Origin of the sequence: Pseudomonas sp. C11 (assembly GCF_034683865.1) — a bacterium.
Classification (GTDB): domain Bacteria; phylum Pseudomonadota; class Gammaproteobacteria; order Pseudomonadales; family Pseudomonadaceae; genus Aquipseudomonas.
Genome location: NZ_JAWIIP010000006.1, coordinates 34,869 through 48,622, shown reverse-complemented (window position 1 = coordinate 48,622; position 13,754 = coordinate 34,869). Strand labels below are relative to the sequence as shown.

13 protein-coding genes are annotated in these 13,754 nt (G+C 63.3%); 9 read left to right on the top strand and 4 right to left on the bottom strand.

The window, feature by feature from the left end:
• Window positions 1-19 precede the first annotated feature (19 nt).
• The 6 genes from VC352_RS11325 (at window position 20) to VC352_RS11300 (ending at window position 6,731) form a co-directional block, all read left to right on the top strand.
• Window positions 20-1,459, top strand: a complete 1,440-nt coding sequence (locus tag VC352_RS11325; RefSeq protein ID WP_322979662.1) for a cytochrome ubiquinol oxidase subunit I — start codon at window positions 20-22, stop codon at window positions 1,457-1,459.
• Between the two features lie 2 nt (window positions 1,460-1,461).
• Window positions 1,462-2,469 carry a cytochrome d ubiquinol oxidase subunit II gene (cydB, locus tag VC352_RS11320; RefSeq protein WP_322979661.1) on the top strand — a complete coding sequence of 336 codons (1,008 nt, stop codon included), beginning with the start codon at window positions 1,462-1,464 and terminating at the stop codon, window positions 2,467-2,469.
• Between the two features lie 10 nt (window positions 2,470-2,479).
• Window positions 2,480-2,626: a DUF2474 domain-containing protein gene (locus VC352_RS11315; RefSeq protein WP_322979660.1), complete on the top strand. Its 147-nt coding sequence runs from the start codon at window positions 2,480-2,482 to the stop codon at window positions 2,624-2,626.
• Window positions 2,627-2,735: 109 nt separating this feature from the next.
• Window positions 2,736-3,239 (top strand): sigma-70 family RNA polymerase sigma factor, encoded by a 504-nt coding sequence (locus VC352_RS11310; protein WP_322979659.1) that lies wholly within the window; start codon window positions 2,736-2,738, stop codon window positions 3,237-3,239.
• Window positions 3,236-4,153 (top strand): FecR family protein, encoded by a 918-nt coding sequence (locus VC352_RS11305; protein ID WP_322979658.1) that lies wholly within the window; start codon window positions 3,236-3,238, stop codon window positions 4,151-4,153. The genes VC352_RS11310 and VC352_RS11305 overlap by 4 nt, the downstream gene beginning before the upstream one ends.
• 175 nt (window positions 4,154-4,328) lie before the next feature.
• Window positions 4,329-6,731: a TonB-dependent receptor gene (locus VC352_RS11300; RefSeq protein WP_322979657.1), complete on the top strand. Its 2,403-nt coding sequence runs from the start codon at window positions 4,329-4,331 to the stop codon at window positions 6,729-6,731.
• 173 nt (window positions 6,732-6,904) lie between these two features.
• Here the strand turns inward: VC352_RS11300 and VC352_RS11295 are convergent, their stop codons facing one another.
• A complete protein-coding gene (locus VC352_RS11295; RefSeq protein ID WP_322979656.1) occupies window positions 6,905-8,053 on the bottom strand; it encodes an NADH-dependent flavin oxidoreductase in 1,149 nt (382 codons plus the stop codon).
• A gap of 202 nt (window positions 8,054-8,255) precedes the next feature.
• Here VC352_RS11295 and VC352_RS11290 point away from each other — a divergent pair, with 202 nt between their 5' ends.
• From VC352_RS11290 to VC352_RS11280, 3 genes are all read left to right on the top strand, one after another.
• The gene (locus VC352_RS11290) at window positions 8,256-9,170 is read left to right on the top strand and encodes an AraC family transcriptional regulator (protein ID WP_322979655.1); all 915 of its coding nucleotides are present in this window, start codon (window positions 8,256-8,258) and stop codon (window positions 9,168-9,170) included.
• A gap of 75 nt (window positions 9,171-9,245) precedes the next feature.
• Window positions 9,246-10,688 carry a TldD/PmbA family protein gene (locus tag VC352_RS11285; RefSeq protein ID WP_322979654.1) on the top strand — a complete coding sequence of 481 codons (1,443 nt, stop codon included), beginning with the start codon at window positions 9,246-9,248 and terminating at the stop codon, window positions 10,686-10,688.
• The gene (locus tag VC352_RS11280) at window positions 10,688-12,007 is read left to right on the top strand and encodes a TldD/PmbA family protein (protein ID WP_322979653.1); all 1,320 of its coding nucleotides are present in this window, start codon (window positions 10,688-10,690) and stop codon (window positions 12,005-12,007) included. Before VC352_RS11285 ends, VC352_RS11280 begins: the two co-directional genes overlap by 1 nt.
• Before the next feature lie 3 nt (window positions 12,008-12,010).
• On the opposite strand, the gene VC352_RS11275 is transcribed toward VC352_RS11280, so the two are convergent.
• The 3 genes from VC352_RS11275 to VC352_RS11265 form a co-directional block, all read right to left on the bottom strand.
• Window positions 12,011-12,307, bottom strand: a complete 297-nt coding sequence (locus VC352_RS11275; RefSeq protein WP_322979652.1) for a type II toxin-antitoxin system RelE/ParE family toxin — start codon at window positions 12,305-12,307, stop codon at window positions 12,011-12,013.
• Window positions 12,295-12,552 (bottom strand): type II toxin-antitoxin system Phd/YefM family antitoxin, encoded by a 258-nt coding sequence (locus tag VC352_RS11270; protein WP_322979651.1) that lies wholly within the window; start codon window positions 12,550-12,552, stop codon window positions 12,295-12,297. The genes VC352_RS11275 and VC352_RS11270 overlap by 13 nt, the downstream gene beginning before the upstream one ends.
• Before the next feature lie 68 nt (window positions 12,553-12,620).
• Window positions 12,621-13,745: a class I SAM-dependent methyltransferase gene (locus VC352_RS11265; RefSeq protein WP_322979650.1), complete on the bottom strand. Its 1,125-nt coding sequence runs from the start codon at window positions 13,743-13,745 to the stop codon at window positions 12,621-12,623.
• Between the last annotated feature and the right edge of the window lie 9 nt (window positions 13,746-13,754).

The following is a 13,754-nucleotide window of genomic DNA, read 5'->3' as shown; positions in this document are numbered from 1 at the left end:
CCCTGAATGAGGACGTGTCATGTTTGGCCTAGAGGCGCTCGAACTCGCCCGCATCCAATTTGCCTTCACCATTTCCTTTCACATCGTCTTTCCGGCCATCACCATCGGTCTGGCCAGTTACCTGGCGGTGCTCGAAGGCCTGTGGCTAAAGACCAGCAACACGGTGTACCGCGACCTCTACCATTTCTGGTCGAAGATCTTCGCGGTCAACTTCGGCATGGGCGTGGTCTCCGGCCTGGTGATGGCCTACCAGTTCGGTACCAACTGGAGCGCCTTCTCCGACTTTGCCGGGGCAGTCACCGGGCCGCTGCTGACCTACGAGGTGCTCACCGCGTTCTTCCTCGAAGCGGGTTTCCTCGGCGTCATGCTGTTCGGCTGGAACCGCGTCGGGCCGGGGCTGCACTTCTTCTCCACGGTGATGGTGGCCATCGGCACGCTGATCTCGACCTTCTGGATCCTCGCCTCCAACAGCTGGATGCATACGCCGCAGGGCTTCGAGATCGTCGACGGGCGGGTGATCCCGGTGGACTGGTTCGCCGTGGTGTTCAACCCGTCGTTCCCCTATCGCCTGGCGCACATGGCCACGGCGGCGTTCCTCGCCACCGCGTTCTTCGTCGGCGCCTCGGCGGCCTGGCACCTGCTGCGCGGACGCGACAACCCGGCGATTCGCAAGATGCTCTCGATGGCGCTGTGGATGGCGCTGATCGTCGCCCCAATACAGGCCTTCATCGGCGACATGCACGGGCTCAACACGCTCAAGTATCAGCCGGCGAAGATCGCCGCTATGGAAGGCCATTGGGAGAACGTCGGTGACGAGCCGACCCCGCTGATCCTCTTCGGCTTGCCAGACATGCAGCGCGAAGAAACCCGCTTCAAGGTGGAGATTCCCGGTCTTGCCAGCCTGATCCTGACCCACAGCCTGGACAAGCAGGTGCCGGCGCTCAAGGAGTTCGCCCCCGAGGATCGGCCCAATTCCACCATCATCTTCTGGACCTTCCGCATCATGGTCGCGATGGGGCTGCTGATGATCCTCACCGGCCTGTGGGGCACCTGGCTGCGCCGTGGCGATCGGCTCTATCGCTCGCGTCCGTTCCTGCACCTTGCGTTGTGGATGGGGCCGAGCGGCATCATCGCCATTCTCGCTGGCTGGTACACCACTGAAATCGGCCGCCAGCCGTGGATCGTGCATGGCCTGATGCGCACCGCCGATGCGGCCTCCGGGCACAGCGCGACGCAGCTTGGCTTCACCCTGGTGCTGTTCGTGGTGGTGTACTTCCTGCTGTTCGGCGCCGGTATCGGGTACATGCTGCGCCTGGTGCGCAAGGGGCCGAAGCTCGACGAGGGCAAGGAAGTATCGTCCGGTGGTCCTGGCCAGCCGCGTACGCCGGCGCGACCGCTGTCGGCGGCCGAAGAGGGCATGGACGAAGGTGAAACCGACAGCTTGCCGGAGAGGAACTGAACATGGGTATCGACCTTCCGCTGATCTGGGCGGTGATCATCGCCTTCGGTGTGATGATGTACGTGGTGATGGATGGCTTCGATCTGGGCATCGGCATCCTCTTCCCCTTCGTCCGTGACGAGGGCGAGCGCGACGTGATGATGAACACCGTCGCACCCGTCTGGGACGGCAACGAAACCTGGCTGGTGCTGGGCGGCGCGGCGTTGTTCGGCGCCTTCCCGCTGGCCTACTCGGTGGTGCTGGATGCGCTCTACCTGCCGCTGATCCTGATGCTGCTAGGGCTGATCTTCCGCGGCGTGGCCTTCGAGTTTCGCTTCAAGGCCAAGGCCGCCAAGCGCCACCTGTGGGACAAGGCCTTCATCGGCGGCTCGCTGACCGCGACCTTCTTCCAAGGCGTGGCGCTGGGGGCGTACATCGACGGTTTCGAGGTGGTCAACCGACGCTTCGTCGGCGGCGCCTTCGACTGGCTGACGCCGTTCTCGGTGTTCTGCGGCCTGGCGCTGATCGCTGCCTATGCGCTGCTCGGCTGCACCTGGCTGATCATGAAGACCGAAGGCCGCCTGCAACAGCAGATGCATGACCTTGGCCGGCCGCTGGTACTGGTGCTGCTTGGCGTGACCGGCATCGTCAGCCTGTGGACGCCCTTCGCCCACCCGGACATCGCCGAGCGCTGGTTCAGCCTGCCCAACCTGTTCTGGTTCATGCCGGTGCCGGTACTGGTGCTGCTGTGCACCTGGGCACTGTTGCGAGCGGTGGCGAATAATGCCCACTACGCGCCGTTCATCCTCACCCTGGTGCTGATCTTCCTCGGCTACAGCGGCCTGGGCATCAGCCTGTGGCCGAACGTGATCCCGCCCTCCATCAGCATCTGGGACGCCGCCGCGCCACCGCAGAGCCAGGGCTTCATGCTGGTCGGGGCGTTGTTCATCATCCCCTTCATCCTCATGTACACCGCCTGGAGCTACTATGTATTTCGCGGCAAGGTGACGGTGGATGATGGCTACCACTGAGGACGCGGCCATGACCGAAACCGAAGAGAAGAAGCCGCTATGGCAGCGCCTAGGTTGGCTGGTGCTGATCTGGGCCTGTAGCGTCGCCACGCTGGGTATCGTGGCCTGGCTATTGCGCCTGTTCATGAGCGCGGCGGGGTTGGGGGCGCCGGGCTGAGCCCGGCGATCCAGCCGACCTCCATTCGCTACAGGGTCGAATGGATTCATTTGAAAATCATTTGCGTTTGTACTATTTTCTCGTGCTTTCCCGGCACCGAGAGCCGCTCGTGTCCACGCCTGTCGATCCACAGCCTCCCGAAGAGCAGTTCCGGCGTCATTCGTCGGAGCTGCTGCGTTTCTTCACCCGGCAGACACGTTGCAGCGAACTCGCTGCCGATCTGCGTCAGGAAACCTGGCTGCGCCTGCAAGGCCGTCCGGTGGGGGAGATCGGCAATGTACGCGCCTTCCTCTACCGCATCGCGCGTAATCTGCTCATCGATCACCACCGCCAGCAGCAGGCTCGTCCGCAATTGGCGCCGCTCGACGAGGCGCTGGAAAGCGAACTGCCTGAACCCGAACGTGCCACTGAAGACAGCCGGCGCCTGGCCCGTTTGCAGACCTTGATGCACGAGTTGCCTGAGCATCTGCGTCAGGCGCTGCTGTGGAATCGTCTGGATGGCCTCACCCAGCGCGAAATCGGCGAGCGCCTCGGTGTCTCGGAAAGCATGGCCGGACGCTATATCCTCAAGGCCCTCGAATATTGTCAGGAACGCATGGATGACCCGTCATGAATGAGCCCGATTTGCGCAGCCAGGCTCGGGAGTGGCTGGTGCTGCTGAATTCCGGACGGGCTGGTGCGGCCGAGCGGGCTGCAGCCGAGCAGTGGTGTCAGAGCAGTGCCGAGCACGCCAGGGCGATGGCCGAGGTGGAGCACTTGTGGGCGCTGCTTGGCCAGGTCGAACGACCCGCCGCCGTTGTGCAGCCCCTGCCGCGTCGCAAGCGGCGCTGGCCATTACCCCTGGCGACTGCTGCCTGCCTGCTGCTTGCCCTGTGGATGGCGCCGCCGGGCTGGCATGCCGATGTACGCACCGAGGCGGGAGAGCGGCGTGAAGTGACGCTCGAAGATGGCTCGCGGCTGCATCTCAACGGTGCCACGGCCCTGGACTGGGATGCCAATGCAAATGGGCAGCGGCGAGTGCGTCTGTACCGGGGGCAGGTGGATTTTCAGGTGGCTGCCGATGCCGAGCATCCTTTCCTGATCGATGCGGGAGATGCGCATATCCGTGTCACCGGCACTCGCTTCGACCTCAACCTGCTGGGCGACCAGGTGTTGCTGGCGGTGACTGAGGGGCATGTGCAGGTCAGCGATGCTGATGGCCACGCGCGTGCCGTGAGCGCCGGTGAGCAGATCGCCTGGCTCGACGGCCAACTGCAAGCCCCGCAGCCTTTGGATGCGGCGCGCGCCCTGGCCTGGCAGCGCGGGCGCCTGGTTTTTCGCGACCGGCCACTGGCCGAGGTGTTCGAGGAGCTGCAGCGGCAACAGGCGCAACAAGTGCTGTTTCTCGATGGTCAGGCGCGCGAGTTGAAGGTGACAGGCGTGTTCGCCCTGAATGATCCGGCGGCGCTGCTGCATGCCATCGAAACGGCGTTGCCGGTCAGGCTGACTCGCTTGCCAGGTGTGCTGCTGGTGTCATCGCGCAGCTGACACCGTGCTTGTGCCGCCGTTTCCCGGATGGCGTCCGGGCTACGAATGACGGCGATGTTGGGCGGATTTCAAAAAATATTCGGGCGCAGGTTCAGGAATGCGCAACGCCTTCGTCTTCTGTTTCTGCAAATGCGACTTCTTCGCATGAGTAGCCAGCAGAGCACAGGACATCCGCATGCGTTCGATTCCCTTCATCCCGACGTTGATCGCCCTCTCACTCGGCCTCGTTGCCGCTCAGGTGCAGGCCGTCGAACTCGACATCCCGGCTCAGCCACTGGATGCGGCGTTAACCGATTTTGCCGAGCAGGCGGGCATCCGTCTGCTGTACGACGCCAGCCTGACTCGGGGCATGAGTGGAGGCACTGCGCTCAAGGGCGACTATTCCGTCAGCGACGGGTTGCAGCGGCTGCTGCAGGGCAGCGGGCTGACGTTCAGCATTGGCAGCGATGGCACCGTCACGCTGATCCCCGCACCCGCCAGCGGCGATGTGCTGGAGTTGGGCACCACCACTGTCAGCGGTCGGCTTGATGATCGTGCGGATCTGCCGAGCCACTATGCCGGTGATCAGGTAGCACGCGGTGCCAATATCGGTTTGTTGGGCAACCAGGACATGCAGGACGTGCCCTTCGCCTTCTCCAGCTACACCTCCGAACTGATCGAAACGCGCCAGGCGCAGACGTTGGCTGACGTGCTGGCCAGCGATCCGGGCGTGCGCCAGTCCTACGGCTTCGGCAACTTCTCACAGGTCTTCGTCGTGCGCGGCTTCCAGTTGTACAGCGACGACATCGCCTTCAACGGCCTGTACGGGATACTGCCACGGCAGATCATTGCCACCGAGTCTGTCGAGCGGGTCGAGGTGTTCAAGGGTGCCAATGCCTTCCTGAATGGCGTCGCGCCTGGCGGCAGTGGTGTCGGTGGGGCGATCAACGTGGTGTCCAAGCGTGCCGAGGACACCCCGACACGCCGCTTCACCCTCGACTATGCCAGCGACAGTCGGGTGGGTGGTCATCTCGATCTGGGGCAGCGTTTTGGCGAAGACAACCGTTTCGGTGTGCGCCTGAACCTGGCGCAACGTGAAGGGGAAACGGGCGTCGACGATGAGCATTCACGCTTCGGTCTGGCTTCCCTGGCCCTGGACTATCGCGGTGAGCGCCTACGCCTGGCCGCGGACATCGGCTACCAGAAGCAGCGTGTGAACCAGGGACGCTCGGTGGTCTACCTGACCACCACGGGGAGCACGTCCACCCTCAATGGCAAGGTGCCGGACGCGCCGGACTCCAAGCACAACTACGCCCAACCCTGGAGCTGGTCGCAACTTGAAGACACCTACGGCATGTTCAGCGCTGAGTACGACCTGTCGCCGTCGTGGACGGCCTACGTCAGCGGCGGTGGCAAGTACACGCGGGAGAACGGCGTATATGCCTCCAACTACGTGTACGGCGCCGATGGCGCGGCGCGCATCGGCCGGCTGTATTCGCCGCTCGATCAGGAAACCTTGAGCCTGGCCACGGGCCTGCGCGGCGAGCTGCAGAGCGGCTCGGTAAGCCACAGGGTCAACCTGGCGGCCAACGGCATCTGGCAGGAAAAACGCAACGCCTTCGAGTTGACCAGTGCGGACAATCGCGAGGAGGGCAATCTGTACGACGGCTCGCCGGTTTCCGTACCCAAGGCCAGCAAGCCCTCCGGCGACCTGCATGACCCGGACACCACCGGTAAGGTGCAGAACAAGAGCCTGGCGGTCTCTGACACCCTGGGCTTCTTTGATGATCGTGTGCTGCTGACGCTCGGCCTACGCCGCCAGTCCATCGGTGCCGATGCCTGGAGTGCGGCGAGCAGAGCGCGTACGTCCAATTACCAGGAAAGCATCACCACGCCGGCCTACGGCCTGGTGTTCAGGGCCACCGATTACCTGTCGTTCTATGCCAATCGCATTGAGGCGCTGCAGCAGGGGCCGACCGCGCCCAATAGCGCTAAAAACAGCGGTACGATGTTCGCGCCTTATCGCTCCAAGCAGACCGAAGCGGGGGTGAAACTCGACTGGGGGCGTTTCGGCGGCAACCTGAGCCTGTTCCGCATCGAGCAGCCACAGGGCGTGACCGATGGTAATGGCTACTACGCAGTGGATGCCGAGCAACGCAACCGTGGTGTCGAGCTGAGCCTGTTCGGCGAGCCGCTGAGTGGCCTGCGTCTGCTCGGCGGGGCGACCTGGACGGAAGCCGAGCTGCGCGGTACCGCAGGCGGCAGCAACGATGGCAACCAGGCTGTCGGCGTGCCTGAGTTCCAGTTCAACGTCGGTGCCGACTGGGACGTGCCGGGTGCGCCGGGGCTGAGCCTCAACGGTCTGTTGTTGCGCACCGGCGGGCAGTTCGTCGATAGCGCCAACGACTACAGCATCCCGGCCTGGACGCGGGTCGACCTGGGGGCGCGCTACACGACCCGCCTGGACGAGCATGCCGTGACCTTCAATGCGCTGTTGGAGAACGTCGCCGATAAGAACTACTGGGCTTCGGCCAATGGCGGCTATCTGACTCAGGGCGCGCCGCGTACCTTCAAGCTGTCGGCCACGCTGGATTTCTGATTGCTGGTCGGCTGGCCTCGGTGTCTCTGCGTCGCCTAACGTTTCACGCTACGTTCGATAGGCTTGGCGGGGGCACGCCTTGGTCGCGTAACGTTGTGGTGCGAGAGTGGCTGACGCGTCATCCAGTCCGAGAAGGTGGACACGTTTCGCGTTGTCCACCCTTGCGGCATCCATCAGGCGCTTGCGGGGGTGTCTTCGACAAGGGGGAACCAGCCCTTCGCCATCTGGATGACGCCCCACAGCTTGTCAGGGATCACCAGGTTCGGCACGAGCTTGGGGTCGAGCGCGGTGGCAATCTCGGCTGCTTTGCCTTGGCTTGCGAGTTCCACCCACGTTGGGTTTATCACCAGGCCCTGGCCGACGGCGACCAGTGATAGGCCGACTTTCAGCGCTTGCTCCGCGTCCTTGGCCGTGCGGATAAGGCCCGCAGCAATCAGCGGCAGGCGCTCACCGACATGCTCGGCGAGCAGCTCGGCGGTCGTGCGCTCATGGCCTATTGGGCGTGCATGCGGGATGTTGAAGAGCGAGGCATGGAGGTAATCGATACCGGCCTCAATCAGTCGGTCGATCAGCACGAAGCTGTCGTCGATGCGTAGCCCGCCTTCTTCCGATTCTTCCGGTGATATGCGGTAGCCCAGCAGGAACGGCTGCTTGGCGTGCTCGGCGATGACGCGCTGCACTTCCTGCACCACGGCCAAGGGGAAGCGCATGCGGTTTTCAAGCGAGCCGCCCCACTGATCGTCGCGCTGGTTGTACAGGGGCGAGAAGAAGTTCTGGATGAGAAAGCCATGCGCGCCATGCAGCTCGATGCCGTCGAAACCGGCCTCGATGGCGCGGCGAGCGGTTTCACCGAAGGCTTTGATGATCGTCTCGACTTCTGTTTCGCTCAGTGCATCGCTGGTCACTTCGGCGTTGTTGAATGGGCTCGGTGGCACTTTGAGTGCGCTGGCGCTGACAACGCGGCCATCGGGTACTAGGTACGGCAAGGCTTTGTTGCCGGCATGGAATATCTGCAGGATCGCCGGCGCACCACCGCTCTTGGCTGCCTCGGCGAGGCTGCGCAGGCTGGGGGTAAAGCTGTCGTCGTAGCTGGCAAACTCGTCGGTGAAGCCGATACCGTCTGGCGTTACGTGGGTGCAACCGGTAATCACCATGCCAACGCCGTTGACGCGAGCTCGGTAGTAGACGAGTTCTTGTGCGGAGAGGGTGCCGTCGGGGTTTGCCGACCATGTGGTCATCGGTGCCATGACGACGCGGTTGCGCAAGGTCAGGCCATTGTTGAAAGTCAGAGGCTGGAAGAGCCTCGATTCGCTAGACGTCATAGCACTGCATCTCCGTGAGCTGAGTAGGGCATCGTGGTTGGGGGCAGTATCACGGCGAAGAGGCGCAGGGCGGTTGTCGGAATCGTTTTGTTTTTTGCCTGATTCGCTGAAGATCGCTCGTTGGTCGAGTGACTTGTTCGTCACGCTGCTAAGCTTTTTTCATCCAGATCACTGGCGGACGACCGATTTAATGGGGCTTTAAATGACGCTTAAGGCTGGAACGGGTATCGACAGACTTACCGATTTAATTGGAGCAATTGCCCAATCTGATGGGGATTGCGATACCGCGATTACGACGCTGAAGATGCGCCGCTGCAGTTCCACCACTGAGCCGATGCCCTGTATCTACGGTCTGGGCCTGGCGCTGATCGTGCAGGGCGGCAAGCGGTTGATGCTGGGCGACGAGATATTCGACTACGGGCCAGGACAAACGCTGATTACCACTGTGGACATGCCCGTGGTCGCCTATGTCACTCGTGCCAGTTCTGCAGAGCCTTTTCTCGGCATGTGGTTGCAACTGGATGCACGGATGATTGCCCAGGTGGCAGCGGAAATGGAGTTTGCGAGGCCTGTTCAGGCTTCGGCGGGGCGCGGAATATCCCTGGCAGCGTTGGATGCGGGGCTGCAGGAGGCGTTGATCAGGCTGATTCGTCTATTGGACGAGCCGTCGCTGATCTCCTCCATCGCACCGCTGATCCAGCAGGAGATCGTCGTCCGCTTGCTCAGTGGTGAGCATGGCCCCAGCCTACGCCGCCTGATTGCGGTCGGCTCGCCGAGCCAGCAAGTGGCCAAGGTCGTTGCCTGGCTTAAGCAGCATTACACCGAGAACGTGCCGATGGATGACTTGGCGGCTAGAGCGCACATGAGTCCGTCGACATTTCGTCAGCATTTCCGTGCCGTGGTCGGCATGAGCCCCCTGCAGTACGTGAAAAACCTACGCCTGCTCGATGCCCGGCAACTGATGCTCAACGAGCACCTGGATGCCGGGAGCGCGGCTACCCGTGTCGGCTATGAGAGCGCCTCCCAGTTCAGTCGCGAGTACAGCCGTTTATTCGGCGATCCGCCGAACCGCGATATCAAGCGCGTGCGAGGGCAAAGAGAGGGCCTCGCCCACTGATAGGGCTGCGTGGTTGATCGCGCTGCCGCGTTGTTCCCATACTGACCTCCTTTGTCTGCATATCCAGGAGGCCTGATGTTCGCCCTCAGCGATACCCTGCAACGCCGCTTCGCCGCGCTGCAATCCACTGCGGACTTCTGGTCGCTGCGTTATGTGCAGGAGAGCCGTGCCTCCTACTCGGTGCGGCGGCATGTAGCGCAGGCGCCGTCCTTCGTCGACGATTCCGGCGCAATGTTGAACGTACGTATCGCCGGTGTCGAAGCCTATGCAGCCACCAGCGATCTCAGCCAAGCCGGTTTGCAAGCAGCACTGGAGCGCGCGGAGCAGTTGGCTCGCGCGCTGGCCGGGCATAACCTGCTGGACCTTGCTGACCTGCCGTATCCAATCGAACAGGCCGATGATGTGATGCCTGGCTACCAGCAGCCGCAGGCCAGTGCCGCGCACTGGTTCGAGCTGCTGATGGCCGAGTCGGCGCTGATTCCCCGCGATACGCGCCTGGTGGACAGTCATGTCGGCCTGACCTTCACCGATCACGAGCAGATCTATCTCAACAGTGCCAGTGCCTGCCTGCGCCGCGCCCAGCGTTATGTGTTCCCGCAGGTAGGCGTGACCGCCAGCGATGAGCGTGACAGCCAGAGTCGCAGTTTCGGTGGCACGCATCTGGCGCGCCAGGGCGGTGCCGAGGTGTTGTCGCAACTGGGTGTGATCGGCAGCGCCGCGCGTATCGCCGACGAGGCGCTGCAACTGTTGCTGGCGCCCAACACGCCGAGCGGTTCGCGTGACCTGCTGCTGATGCCGGATCAGATGATCCTGCAGATCCACGAGTCCATCGGCCATCCGCTGGAGCTGGACCGCATCCTCGGCGACGAGCGCAACTTCGCCGGCACCAGTTTCATCCGCCAGGAAGATTTCGGGTCGTACCAGTACGGCTCGCCGCTGCTCAACGTCAGCTTCGATCCCGGCGTGCCGGGCGAGCTGGCCAGCTACCGCCATGACGACGATGGCACACCGGCCGAGCGCCGTTTGCTGATCGAGGATGGCATCCTTCAGCGCCCGCTCGGCGGTGCGCTGTCGCAGTGGCGCAGCGGGCTGCCGGGTGTCGCCAACAGCCGCGCGTGCAGTTGGAATCGACCGCCCATCGACCGTATGGCCAATCTCAATCTGGAACCCGGTGACCAGACCCTGGCCGAGCTGATCGGCGGCATCGAGCGCGGCATCCTGATGAGCAACAACCGTTCCTGGTCGATCGACGATGCGCGCAACAAATTCCAGTTCGGCTGCGAGTGGGGCCAACTGATCGAGAACGGCGAGCTCAAGGGCGTGGTGAAGAACCCCAACTACCGCGGCATCAGCTCGCGCTTCTGGCGCAACCTCAAGGCGGTCGGCGACGCCAGTACCTTCGAGGTGCTGGGCACGCCCTATTGCGGCAAGGGTGAGCCCAATCAGGTGATCCGTGTCGGGCATGCCTCACCGGCCTGTGTGTTTGCCGATATCGACGTTTTCGGAGGGGCGGCCTGATGGATGCTCGTCAGCATTTCAATGCATTGCTTGCGCATCTGCAGGCGCAAGTCGTGGGCGAGGAAGGCTTCACCCTGGCCTACAGCGCCGAGGTGTCCGGTTTTATCCGCTTCAACCAGGGGCAGGTGCGTCAGGCCGGGCAGGTGCAGCAGGTGTACGTCACCTTGTCGCTGTATCAGGGCCAGCGCCATGCCGAGCACAAGCTGGCGCTCAGTGGTGTGCTCGATGAAGATGTGCCCCTGCTGCAGCAAGCGCTACAGCGCCTGCGTGGCATGCTGCCAACTCTGAGCGAGGATCCGTATCTGCGCCTGAATCGTCAGGCCTGGCGCAGCGAGTCGGTGGGCGAAGCAGTTGCGCTGGACGGCGCGTCCATCGCGCAGCAGGTGGTTGCGGCAGCGCAGGGCCTGGATCTGGTCGGTTTTCTCGCCGTCGGCCCGCAGTACCAGGGCTTCGCCAGTTCCTGGGGCGCGTTCGGCTGGTATGCAGCCAGCAGCTTCAATCTCGATTTCAGCCTGTTCCACGGCAACGGTCAGGCGGTGAAAAGTGCCTATGCCGGCGAGCACTGGGATGCCCAGTCGTTCATCCGCAAACTCGATGACGCGCGGCAGCAGTTAGTGTTTCTCGGCCTTCCGGCCAAGGCGCTGCAGCCGGGTGCCTACCGTGCCTATCTGGCGCCGGCGGCGCTGGAGGAGCTGGTCAGCCTGTGCTGTTGGGGCTTCGGCGCACAGGCGCTGGCCTCGGGCGGTAGCCCCTTGCAGCGGCTGTTCGGCGGCAAGGCCGAACTCAACGCGCAAGTAACCGTTGATGAGCGTATCGAAGGCGGCCTGGCTCCGGCCTTCACGCCTGAAGGGCCACGCCAGCCACTGCGTCTGATCGACCGGGGGCGTCCCGGCGAACGCCTGGTCAGCTCGCGCAGCGCTGCCGAGTACGGCCTGACCGCCAATGGTGCCGGACGCGGCGAATACCCGTTGTCACTGCACATGCACGGCGGCGATCTGGATGAGCACGAGGTGCTGCAGCGCCTCGGCACCGGGCTGTATATCGGCAACCTGTGGTACGGCAACTTCTCCGACCTGCCGGCCGGGCGCCTGACCGGTATGACCCGCTTCGCCACCTTTTGGGTCGAGTACGGACAGATCCAGGCACCGGTGGGCACCATGCGCTTCGATGATTCGTTGTTCGACTTCCTCGGCCCGCAACTGGAGGCTCTGACCCGCGAGCCCGAGCTGTTGCTGCCTGGCGGTACCTATGGCGCCCGACAGACAGGGTCTATGGCGCTGCCGGGGGCGTTGCTATCGCGCTTTACCCTGACCCTGTGAGGTTCATCCGAGCATGTGAGCGCGCAGCATGCGCTCCTCTCGCATGATGTGGATGATGAAGACCTTTTCATCGCTATACCGATAGAAGATTCGGCAGGGAGGCACGACGATCTCGCGATAGACGGAGCTGGGAAGCTCCTCCGGCACCCGACCTGAGAGGGGGAACTGCTCCAGCCGTGCAACGACGTCCACCACTTTGCCGACCAGCGCTCTGGCGGCATCCGGTTTGTCGAGGGCGATGTACTCGGCGAGGTCGTTGAGTTGCTCCAGCGCGACGCTTGTCCAGACTATTTCAGCCACTTGGCCAGCCGCTCCTTGGCTTGCTCGTGGCTGAACGTATTGCCCTCGACGACGGCCCGTTCACCGCTTGCCAATGCATCCAGAAGGGCGAGGCGCTTCTGCATGAACTGGTAGTCATCGACATCCACCAGATAAGCCGAAGGCATTCCATGCTCGGTGATCAGTACGGGTTCTTTGGACTCGTGAAGGTCGGCCAGAATCTTGGTGGCCTGTCGCTTTAAGTTCGTGACCAACTCGACTTTCATGGACGGTGACCGCTGCGAAGATGAAAGTGCCACTTTAGTGATACTTTTCGGCCGTGACAATCAACGAGTCACTTTCTCGCCTTGAGCACCACGAACTTCGGGGTGGCCGCTACCTGCTCGACGCCTCGGAACAGACGCGCCAACTTTGCGTGATAGCCCAGGTGGCGGTTGCCGACGATCCACAGTTCGCCGCCGGTGACCAATGCCGCGCGGGCCTGCTGGAACATGCGCCAGGCGAGAAAATCGCCGACCACCTGCTGCTGATGGAACGGCGGGTTGCACAGCACCAGATCCAGCGAGTCGGCCGGCTGCTCGGCCAGGCCGTCGCCTGCGCGGATCGTCACCGGTCGCTCACCGAGCGCCGCCTGCCAGTTTTCCTGAGCCGACTGCACCGCCATGTAGGACTCGTCCACCAGGGTCAGTTGCGCCTGCGGGCTGCCCAGGGCATAGGCGATGCCGAGCACGCCGTTGCCGCAGCCCAGATCGGCGACGCGGCGTGCGTCGAGGTGGCGTGGCAGGTGCGGCAGGAAAGCGCGGGTGCCGATGTCCAGGCCGTCGCGGCAGAACACGTTGGCGTGGTTGATCAGTTCCAGTGCCGGTTTGTCCAGACGATAGCGGCTCGGGTAGGGCGAGCGTGGGGTGGCTTTAGCCTCAGGCGTGGCGCTGAGCAGGCGGGCTTTCTTCACCGCCAGCGAGGCCTGCACCGGGCTGATGTATTGCTCCAGCAGATCGCCCGCCGCGCGCGGCAGGTGCTTGATCATCGCTCCGGCAATCACGCGAGCGCCCGGCGCCAATTGGCTGTGCAGACGGATCAGTTGCTCTTCCAGCAGCGCCAGGGTCTTGGGCACGCGAATCAGCACCCAGTCGAACGGCCCTTGCGGCGTTTCGTTGCTCGGCAAAAAAGTGACTGTGTTGCTACTCAGGCCATTGCTGGCGAGGTTTTTCTGCAAGGCGAGAAAGCCCAGATGTGAATCGCTGCTGCTGGTCACCTGGCAGTGCCCGGCCAGCGAGCAGGCGAGGGCGCCAAAGCTGTCGTTGAGCAGCAGCACGCGGCTGCCGGCCTCGACGCCGTGCTCGTGCAGATGACCCAGCAGGTATTCGTCGGCTGCGTCGAAGGCCTGCAGTGGCTCGTTGGCCTGGTGCGGTTGGCGTTGCAGTTCGAGGCTGGCGAAAGGGGTGTCGAGAGTAGGCATGCAAACCTT

Excerpts from the sequence above, each read along its gene's own strand:
- VC352_RS11315 (WP_322979660.1), top strand. The coding sequence starts at position 2,480 with ATGACCGAAACCGAAGAGAAGAAGCCGCTATGGCAGCGCCTAGGTTGG.
- VC352_RS11290 (WP_322979655.1), top strand. The coding sequence starts at position 8,256 with ATGACGCTTAAGGCTGGAACGGGTATCGACAGACTTACCGATTTAATT.
- VC352_RS11305 (WP_322979658.1), top strand. The coding sequence starts at position 3,236 with ATGAATGAGCCCGATTTGCGCAGCCAGGCTCGGGAGTGGCTGGTGCTG.
- VC352_RS11280 (WP_322979653.1), top strand. The coding sequence starts at position 10,688 with ATGGATGCTCGTCAGCATTTCAATGCATTGCTTGCGCATCTGCAGGCG.
- VC352_RS11270 (WP_322979651.1), bottom strand. The coding sequence starts at position 12,552 with ATGAAAGTCGAGTTGGTCACGAACTTAAAGCGACAGGCCACCAAGATT.
- VC352_RS11325 (WP_322979662.1), top strand. The coding sequence starts at position 20 with ATGTTTGGCCTAGAGGCGCTCGAACTCGCCCGCATCCAATTTGCCTTC.
- cydB (WP_322979661.1), top strand. The coding sequence starts at position 1,462 with ATGGGTATCGACCTTCCGCTGATCTGGGCGGTGATCATCGCCTTCGGT.
- VC352_RS11295 (WP_322979656.1), bottom strand. The coding sequence starts at position 8,053 with ATGACGTCTAGCGAATCGAGGCTCTTCCAGCCTCTGACTTTCAACAAT.
- VC352_RS11265 (WP_322979650.1), bottom strand. The coding sequence starts at position 13,745 with ATGCCTACTCTCGACACCCCTTTCGCCAGCCTCGAACTGCAACGCCAA.
- VC352_RS11300 (WP_322979657.1), top strand. The coding sequence starts at position 4,329 with ATGCGTTCGATTCCCTTCATCCCGACGTTGATCGCCCTCTCACTCGGC.
- VC352_RS11285 (WP_322979654.1), top strand. The coding sequence starts at position 9,246 with ATGTTCGCCCTCAGCGATACCCTGCAACGCCGCTTCGCCGCGCTGCAA.